Here is an 8,819-nt window from a genome sequence, read left to right as displayed (position 1 = left end):
GCGGGCCACGCGGGTGACCTCGTCGGCGAAGGCCGACAGCTGGTTCACCATCGTGTTGACGGTCAGTTTGAGCTCCAGCAGCTCGCCGGTGGCCTCGACCGTCACCTGACGGGTCAGGTCGCCGCGGGCCACCGCCGTCGTCACCAGCGCGATGTCACGGACCTGGGCGGTCAGGCGGGCGGCCATCGCGTTGACGGCCTCCGTCACGTCCCGCCAACTGCCGGACAGACCCTGCACCTTGGCCCGGCCGCCGAGCCGCCCCTCGGTGCCGACCTCGCGGGTGACGCGCGTCACCTCGCCGGTGAACAGCGACAGTTGGTCGACCATGCGGTTGACCGCCCGCCCCAGCCGCCGCAGATCCCCGCGCAGCGGCCGGCTGCCGTCGTGCAGGTCCACCCGCTGGGTCAGGTCGCCGCCCGCCACCGCGTCCAGCACCCGGGTCGCGTTCGCCGCCGGGATGACCAGGGCGTCGATCAGGGCGTTCGCCGCCTGCACGCCCATCGCCCACGACCCTTGGCCGGGGCTGTCCGCGAGCCGCTCGTCCAGCCTGCCCTGGCGGACCACCTCCCGCCGGACCCGGGCCAGTTCGGAGGAGAAGTGCCGCTCCCGGGAGACGATCCGGTTGAACGTTCCGGCGAGCTCGGCCGGCAGTCCTTCCCGCTGTTCGTCGAGCCGTACCCGGAAGTCACCCTCGCACAGCGAGCGCATCGCCGTCAGCAGCGGCCGGAGTTCCGCCGCCCGTATCCATTCCTCACCCGGTGGCGGGTCGGCGACACGCGCAGGAGTGGCGGTTTTCGGGGCGGGAACAGCCGATTTAAGAGCCATGACGGCCTTCTTCGGTGACTCGGCGCTTATGAGCGCGCTCAGTCTGTCACGCTGACCCTGCCCTTAAGGGCGCAATGCCGGATCTGCTCGGGAGCCGCACAGTGGGGCCAGATTCCATTCCACGGGATTTCGTTTCCCGTACCAGCCTGCCCGGCAACCAGCTCGCCGCCTCCGCCGCCCGCAAGTTCTTCCGCGCCGCACTGGGCACGTGGACGGCCGGGGAACCCGGCCCCGACGAGCGTCTGGCCGCCGACGCGGTCCTGGTGGTCAGTGAACTCGTCACCAACGCGGTCATCCACGCCGGGACGACGGTCGAACTGCTCTGCCGGCTGGAGCACGACGGGCTCGTGGTGGAGGTGTCCGACCACCACCCCGCGCGCGTCGTGCGCGACCGGGCCGAACTGGAACGGGAGGGCCGGGACGGCGGACGCGGCCTCCAGCTCGTCGCGGCGCTCTCCGAGGCCTGGGGCATCACCTACCGGCGCGACCTCAAGACCATCTGGTGCCGGCTCGCCGCCGCGCACGACCCCGAGGAACACCACGTCCCGCCGGCCGACGGGGAGCGCACGACGCCGCGCGGACTGCGCGCCGCCGAGATCCTGGCGCCGCTGCCGCGCCAGGCCGCCCGCCGGTCCGACGGCGACTGGATCAGCCGCGGCTCCCTGTCCTTCCTCGCCGAGGCGTCCGACCTGCTGGCCGGGCAGCTCGACGAGGACATGGTGGCCGCACTGGCCGGACAGCTGCTGGTGCCCCGGCTCGCCGACTGGTGCGCGGTCTGGCTCGGCGCCGACGGCCCCGGGACGACCGAACCGCGGCTCGCGCGCGTCTGGCACGCCGCCGAGAGCCGCATCGACGCGCTGCGCATGGTCCTGGAGAAGGACCCGCCCCCGCCCCCGCCCCACGGCCGTTCCGGCGCTGTCCCCTGGCCCTGGCCCGCCACCGCCGACGGGACCGACGCCATGGGCGCAGCCCTCGCCTGCCCGCTCGTCGCGGGCGGACGCTGCCACGGCACGCTGCTGCTCGGCCGGACCGGGCTCATGCGCATGCCCGACGAGGTCATCGGGCTCATCGAGGACTTCGCCCGGCGGGTCGCCCTCGCGGTCGGCACGGCCCGGCAGTACGCCCGGCAGGCCATGATCAGCCGCGTCCTGCAGCGCGGGCTGCTGCCCGCCGGGCTCGGCACCGTCCCCGGCGTCGAGACGGCCGTCGTCTACGAGCCCACGCGCGCCGACGTCGTCGGCGGCGACTTCTACGACATCTTCCCCGCCGGCGGCGGCCGCTGGTGCTTCGCCCTCGGCGACGTCCAGGGCAACGGTCCCGAGGCCGCCGCCGTCACCGGGCTGGCCCGGCCCGTGATGCGGCTGCTGGCCCGGGAGGGCCACGGCGTCGCGGAGGTCCTGGACCGCCTCAACCGCGCCCTCGCCGACGAGGCCGCCGCGGCCACCCTCGGCGACGGACTCGGCCCCGGCTGGGAGACCGGCCCGCGCTTCCTGTCCCTCCTCTACGGCGAGATCGTGCCCGGCGACGGCGGCGGCGTCCTGTGCACCCTCGCCAGCGCCGGCCACCCGCTGCCGCTCGTCCTGAACGCGGCGGGCCAGGTCCGCGCCGCGGCCGCCCCGCAGATACTGCTGGGCATCACGGACGACGCGCACTACCGCAGCGAATCGTTCCGTCTCGCCCCGGGCGACACGCTGCTGTGCGTCACCGACGGCGTCACGGAGCGGCGCAGCGGCAACCGGCAGTTCGACGACGACGACGGGCTCGCGGCGGCGCTCGCGGGGTGCGTGGGGCTCGGGGCGGCGGGGGTCGCGGAGCGGATCCGCACGGCGGTGCACGGGTATGACGCGGCTCCCCCGGATGACGATCTCGCGCTGCTCGTCCTTAGGGCCCAGTAGTCGTGTGCGGCGCCGTGGTGGTGGCTGTTGGTTTTCCCCGCCCTCCCTCCCGTGTGCCCTGTGAAGTCAGTGACCCCGGCGCCCGTTTCGTTGGGTGCCGGGTTCGGGGCCTCCGGGGCTGGCCATTCTGGACAGCACATTTCGGTGCCTCGGGCACCTGCCGTTGATCACTCCGGGTTGTGCACCCAAATATGCTCCACAGTCCAGAACGCCCACCCCTCCACCCCCGCCCCCTCTGTCTCGTCATGCGCCTGATCCCCAGTGGAAGGTGTAGGGCGGCCATGGCACAGGTCCAGGGTTGGTGCGGCAGCACGTCAGCCGCCCAGCCGTCACCGCCCACACCGATGGGGCTGTATCCAGGCAACTGCGGTCACCCGGACCGCCTCCACACCCCCCACTGGGGATCAGGCGCGAACACTACGGAGGGGGCGGGGTCGTAGGGGTGGGTGTTCTGGACGGTGCGGGATATTTGTGTGCGGCATCCGGGGCGGGACGGGATGGGCAAGTGCCCGTCACGCACGTAAATATCCCAGTCCAGAATGGCCAGCCCCGGAGGCCCCGACCCCGGCCCAGGAACCACGCGCGCCGGGGCGCCCTGACTTCACAGGGCTGGGGGCACCCCCGGCCGAAGGTTGGGGGAGGGAGGGCGGGCGGGGAAAAAAACCCCGGCACAATAGGGGGCATGCCATCCGTACTGCCCGACGGCGAGCCCATGCCCCAGAACGGTGCGCTGCCCCCCGCAGCCCTCGCCGGGGCGGAGGACCGACCGCTCGGGTTCTACCTGCACGTCCCGTACTGCGCGACTCGCTGCGGCTACTGCGACTTCAACACCTACACCGCCGCCGAGCTGCGCGGCACCGGCGGTGTGCTCGCCTCCCGCGAGAACTACGCGGACACGCTGATCGACGAGATCCGGCTCGCCCGCAAGGTGCTGGGCGACGACGCGCGCCGCGTCGAGACGGTGTTCGTCGGCGGCGGCACGCCGACGCTGCTGCCGGCGGCGGACCTGACCCGCATGCTGGGGGCGATCCGGGACGAGTTCGGCCTGGCGGAGGGGGCCGAGGTCACGACGGAGGCGAATCCGGAGTCGGTGGATCCCGCGTACCTGGCGGAGCTGCGGGCCGGGGGCTTCAACCGGATGTCGTTCGGGATGCAGAGCGCCCGGCAGCACGTGCTGCAGGTGCTGGACCGCAGGCACACGCCGGGCCGGCCGGAGGCGTGCGTGGCGGAGGCGCGGGAGGCCGGCTTCGAGCACGTCAACCTGGACCTGATCTACGGCACGCCGGGAGAGTCGGACGACGACTGGCGGGCGTCCCTGGACGCGGCGATCGACGCGGGCCCGGACCATGTGTCGGCGTACGCGCTGATCGTCGAGGAGGGAACCCAGCTGGCCCGCCGGATCCGGCGTGGCGAGGTGCCGATGACCGACGACGACGTGCACGCGGACCGCTACCTGATCGCCGACGAGCGCATGGCGGAGGCCGGTTTCGACTGGTACGAGGTGTCGAACTGGGCGACGTCGACGTCGGCCCGGTGCCGGCACAACGAGCTGTACTGGACCGGCGCCGACTGGTGGGGCGCCGGACCGGGCGCGCATTCCCACGTGGGCGGCGTGCGCTGGTGGAACGTGAAGCACCCCGCGGCGTACGCGGCGGCGCTCGCCGAGGGCCGCAGTCCCGGCGCCGGACGCGAGGTGCTGGCCGCGGAGGACCGCAGGGTGGAGCGCATCCTGCTGGAGCTGCGGCTCGCGGACGGCTGCCCGCTGGACATCCTGGCCCCGGCCGGGGCGCGGGCCGCCGAGCGCGCGGTGGGCGAGGGTCTGCTGGAGCCGGGCGCGTACGAGGTGGGGCGGGCGGTACTGACGCTGCGCGGGCGGCTGCTCGCGGACGCGGTGGTCAGGGACCTGGTCGACTGATCACACGCCTGGAGCCGTGACGAAGTCGATCAGCTCTTCCACGCGGCCCAGCAGTTCCGGCTGGAGGTCCTTGTAGGAGCGGACGGAGCCCAGGATGCGCTGCCAGGCCGCACCGGTGTTTTCCGGCCAGCCCAGCGCGCGGCACACGCCGGTCTTCCAGTCCTGGCCGCGCGGCACGGCCGGCCAGGCGGGGATGCCGACGGAGGAGGGCTTCACGGCCTCCCAGACGTCGATGTAGGGGTGGCCGGCGACCAGCACGTGGTCGCCGGTGACCGAGGCGGCGATCCGGGACTCCTTGGAGCCCGGGACGAGGTGGTCGACGAGCACGCCGAGGCGGGCATCCGGTCCAGGGGCGAAGGCGGAGACGATGGCGGGCAGGTCGTCGACGCCCTCCAGGTACTCCACGACGACGCCCTCGACGCGCAGGTCGTCGCCCCAGACCCGCTCGACGAGCTCCGCGTCGTGGCGCCCCTCGACGTAGATGCGCCCGGCGCGGGCGATCCGGGCCCGGGCGCCGGGGACGGCGAGGGAACCGGAGGCGGTCAGCCGCGGGCCGGAGCGGGCGGCGGCGGTGGGACGGACGAGGGTGACGACCTTGCCCTCCAGGAGGAAGCCGCGCGGTACGAGCGGGAACACCCGGTGCTTGCCGAAGCGGTCCTCCAGGGTGACGGTGGGGCCCTCGGCGGTCTTCTCGCAAAGGATCACCGCCCCGCAGAAGCCCGTGGAGACCTCCTCCACCACCAGGTCCCGTTCGGCCGCGACCTCGGGCGCGGGCACCGACGGCCGCTTCCAGGGCGGGGTGAGATCGGCGTCGTAATCGCGGCTGCGCATGGCAGGGATCGTATCCGGGCGGGACGCCGCTCAAGCGGATCCGAACCGGGCGGCCAGCGCGTCCCGTTGGGCGCGGACGAAGCGCGCGTCGACCACCGCGCCGTGCCCGGGGACGTAGAGCGCGCTCTCGCCGCCCAGCTCCAGCAGCCGGTCCAAGGTGCCCGGCCACGTGCCCGGGGCGGCGTCCGGGCCGGCCTGGGGCTCGCCGGACTCCTCGACGAGGTCGCCGCAGAAGACCACGACGGGCGTCCCCGGCACGACCACCACCAGGTCGTGCGTGGTGTGTCCCTCACCGGGGTGGACCAGCAGGACCTGGCGGTCGGCGCCGAGGTCCAGCACACAGCGGCCGTCCACGAGGTGGCCGGGGCGCACGAGGGCGTCAGCGGCCTCCGTCGCCGTCTCCTCGGGGACGCCGTGCCCGATCGCGTCCAGGCGCAGCGCGGAGAGCTCGCGGCCGAGGTGGGCGTCGAGTGTCATCTCGCCGTAGACCTGGGCTCCGGGGAAGGCGGCCGTGCCGAAGACGTGGTCGAAGTGACCGTGGGTCAGTGCGATGTGCGTCACGTCCCTTCCGGTCAGCTCCCGGACCCGCCGGCGCAGCCCGGCTCCCTCGGCGACCGAGGAGCCGGTGTCGACCAGCAGCACGCCCTCGCCGCCGGTGACGACCCCCACGGTGACGTCCAGGAACGGCATCCGGCGGCGCGCGACACCGGGCGCCAGTTGCTCCCAGCCCTCGAAGGGCTCCGGCGCCGTCGGTGTCGTCTCCACACCGCGACGGTATCCCCGCCGGGGCGGGCCACGCGCGCTACGGTGGCCGGTCGAAGGGGTCGGCGTGCGGACCGCCCTTGCCGAGGTCTTGCCACCCCGCCGTACACTGACTTGGGGAAAGCTGGCACTCACTTGTGGGGAGTGCCAGGGCAGGGAGAACGACCGCCGTACCGGTGACCGGACGACTGGAGGTGTACGACGCAATGCTGAGCGAACGACGGCTCGAAGTGCTGCGCGCCATCGTCCAGGACTACGTGGGCACCGAGGAACCGGTCGGCTCCAAGGCCCTCACCGAACGCCACCGGCTGGGTGTGTCCCCGGCCACGGTGCGCAACGACATGGCCGTGCTGGAGGAGGAGGGCTACATCCAGCAGCCCCACACCAGCGCCGGCCGGGTGCCGACCGACAAGGGCTACCGGCTCTTCGTCGACCGGCTCACGAACGTCAAGCCGCTGTCGGGCGCGGAGCGCCGGGCCATCCAGAGCTTCCTGGACAGTGCCGTGGACCTCGACGACGTGGTGGCCCGCACCGTGCGGCTGCTGGCGCAGCTGACCCGGCAGGTCGCCGTCGTCCAGTACCCGTCGCTGACCCGCTCGACCGTGCGGCACGTGGAACTGCTCGCCCTGGCCCCGGCCCGGCTGATGCTGGTGCTGATCACCGACACCGGCCGGGTCGAGCAGCGGCTGGTCGACGCCCCCGCGCCGGTGGGCGAGACCGTGCTGGCCGACCTGCGGGCCCGGCTCAACAGCCGGGTGGTGGGCCGCCGCTTCGCCGACGTCCCGCAGCTGGTGCAGGACCTCGCGGACGGGTTCGAGCCGGACGACCGGCCGTCGGTGCAGGTCGTGCTGGCGACGCTGCTGGAGACCCTGGTCGAGGAGACCGAGGAACGGATCATGCTGGGCGGCACCGCCAACCTGACCCGTTTCGGCCATGACTTCCCCCTCACGATCCGCCCGGTGCTGGAGGCGCTTGAGGAGCAGGTCGTGCTCCTCAAGCTGCTGGGCGAGGCCGGGGATTCGGGCGTGACCGTGCGAATCGGTCACGAGAATTTCCACGAGGGCCTGAACTCCACATCGGTCGTCTCCGTCGGCTACGGTTCGGGCGACGAGGCGGTCGCGAAACTTGGCGTGGTCGGCCCGACCCGCATGGACTACCCCGGAACGATGGGAGCGGTACGCGCAGTGGCACGTTACGTCGGACAGATCCTGGCGGAGTCGTAGTGGCCACCGACTACTACGCCGTGCTCGGCGTGCGCCGCGACGCGAGTCCGGACGAGATCAAGAAGGCCTTCCGCCGTCTCGCGCGCGAGCTGCACCCGGACGTCAATCCGGACCCGAAGACCCAGGAGCGGTTCAAGGAGATCAACGCCGCTTACGAGGTGCTGTCGGACCCGCAGAAGAAGCAGGTCTACGACCTCGGCGGCGACCCGCTGTCCGCCAACGGCGGCGGTGCCGGTGCGGGCGCGGGCTTCGGCCAGGGCTTCGGGAACTTCAGCGACATCATGGACGCCTTCTTCGGCACGGCGTCCCAGCGCGGCCCGCGCTCGCGCACGCGGCGCGGCCAGGACGCGATGATCCGGCTGGAGATCGAGCTCGACGAGGCCGCCTTCGGCACGACCAAGGACATCCAGGTCGACACGGCGATCGTCTGCAACACCTGCCACGGAGAGGGCGCCGCCCCCGGCACCTCCGCGCAGACCTGTGACATGTGCCGCGGCCGCGGTGAGGTCTCCCAGGTGACGCGCTCCTTCCTCGGCCAGGTCATGACCTCCCGCCCGTGCCCGCAGTGCCAGGGCTTCGGCACCGTCGTGCCGAACCCGTGCCCGGAGTGCGCGGGCGACGGCCGGGTCCGCTCGCGGCGCACGCTGACGGTGAAGATCCCCGCCGGCGTCGACAACGGCACCCGCATCCAGCTCGCGGGCGAGGGCGAGGTCGGCCCCGGCGGCGGCCCCGCCGGCGACCTGTACGTGGAGATCCGCGAGCTGCCGCACGCGATGTTCCAGCGGCGCGGCGACGACCTGCACTGCACCGTCACCATCCCGATGACGGCCGCGGCGCTCGGCACCAAGGTGCCGCTGGAGACCCTGGACGGCCTGGAGGAGATCGACATCCGGCCGGGCACGCAGTCCGGCCAGTCGATCCCGCTGCACCAGCGCGGCATCACGCACCTGCGCGGCGGCGGCCGGGGCGACCTGGTCGTGCACGTCGAGGTGCAGACCCCGGGCAAGCTCGACCCGGACCAGGAGGAGCTCCTGCGGCGCCTGGCGAAGCTGCGCGGCGAGGAGCGGCCCCTGGGCCAGTTCCAGCCGGGTCAGCAGGGTCTCTTCTCGCGGCTGAAGGACGCCTTCAACGGCCGCTGAGCGCCGTCCTTCGAAGGCCACGGCCGGTTCATCGCGTCCATGACGCGGCACGCGCGGGGGGGGGGGGGGGGGCCGCTGGTGGGTCGTCGTTTCCTCACACCCCGGGCGGGGTCGGCTGGTGCGCCGGGGGGGGCGGGGCCCCCCACCCCGCCCCACGCCCCCGCCGCCCCACCACCCGGGGCACCCAGAGGACCGGCGCCGCCCGCCGCACCCTCCACCACCAAATCAT

Annotated in this window: 7 protein-coding genes; 4 read left to right on the top strand and 3 right to left on the bottom strand. The window is 73.3% G+C overall.

Going from position 1 to position 8,819, the window contains the following annotated elements; all coding sequences use genetic code 11:
- The coding region (locus ACFWVC_RS25890) for a HAMP domain-containing protein (RefSeq protein WP_384290877.1) at positions 1-708 on the bottom strand (708 nt) is incomplete at its 3' end.
- A 191-nt stretch (positions 709-899) separates the two neighbouring features.
- Between ACFWVC_RS25890 and ACFWVC_RS25885 the strand changes: the two genes are divergently transcribed.
- Both ACFWVC_RS25885 and hemW read left to right on the top strand, forming a co-directional pair.
- Entirely contained in the window at positions 900-2,720 is a 1,821-nt protein-coding gene (locus ACFWVC_RS25885; RefSeq protein WP_384290730.1) for a SpoIIE family protein phosphatase, read from the top strand.
- A 682-nt stretch (positions 2,721-3,402) separates the two neighbouring features.
- Positions 3,403-4,635 (top strand): radical SAM family heme chaperone HemW, encoded by a 1,233-nt coding sequence (gene hemW, locus ACFWVC_RS25880; RefSeq protein WP_384290728.1) that lies wholly within the window; start codon positions 3,403-3,405, stop codon positions 4,633-4,635.
- On the opposite strand, the gene ACFWVC_RS25875 is transcribed toward hemW, so the two are convergent.
- Positions 4,636-5,466 carry a DUF3097 domain-containing protein gene (locus ACFWVC_RS25875; protein ID WP_384290724.1) on the bottom strand — a complete coding sequence of 277 codons (831 nt, stop codon included), beginning with the start codon at positions 5,464-5,466 and terminating at the stop codon, positions 4,636-4,638.
- Between the two features lie 30 nt (positions 5,467-5,496).
- A complete protein-coding gene (locus tag ACFWVC_RS25870; RefSeq protein WP_384290720.1) occupies positions 5,497-6,231 on the bottom strand; it encodes an MBL fold metallo-hydrolase in 735 nt (244 codons plus the stop codon).
- 203 nt (positions 6,232-6,434) lie between these two features.
- Here ACFWVC_RS25870 and hrcA point away from each other — a divergent pair, with 203 nt between their 5' ends.
- On the top strand, positions 6,435-7,451 hold the full coding sequence (gene hrcA / locus ACFWVC_RS25865) for a heat-inducible transcriptional repressor HrcA (RefSeq protein WP_384290714.1): 1,017 nt from the start codon (positions 6,435-6,437) through the stop codon (positions 7,449-7,451).
- Positions 7,451-8,590 (top strand): molecular chaperone DnaJ, encoded by a 1,140-nt coding sequence (dnaJ, locus tag ACFWVC_RS25860; protein WP_384290712.1) that lies wholly within the window; start codon positions 7,451-7,453, stop codon positions 8,588-8,590. The genes hrcA and dnaJ overlap by 1 nt, the downstream gene beginning before the upstream one ends.
- Positions 8,591-8,819: the final 229 nt, after the last annotated feature.

The sequence above is a fragment of the Streptomyces sp. NPDC058691 genome, assembly GCF_042714775.1.
Classification (GTDB): domain Bacteria; phylum Actinomycetota; class Actinomycetes; order Streptomycetales; family Streptomycetaceae; genus Actinacidiphila.
This window is presented reverse-complemented; position numbering and strand designations above follow the sequence as displayed.

Bases quoted from the DNA above. Each gene is read 5' to 3' on its own strand.
- ACFWVC_RS25885 (WP_384290730.1), top strand. From the start codon at position 900: ATGCCGGATCTGCTCGGGAGCCGCACAGTGGGGCCAGATTCCATTCCA.
- hemW (WP_384290728.1), top strand. From the start codon at position 3,403: ATGCCATCCGTACTGCCCGACGGCGAGCCCATGCCCCAGAACGGTGCG.
- ACFWVC_RS25875 (WP_384290724.1), bottom strand. From the start codon at position 5,466: ATGCGCAGCCGCGATTACGACGCCGATCTCACCCCGCCCTGGAAGCGG.
- hrcA (WP_384290714.1), top strand. From the start codon at position 6,435: ATGCTGAGCGAACGACGGCTCGAAGTGCTGCGCGCCATCGTCCAGGAC.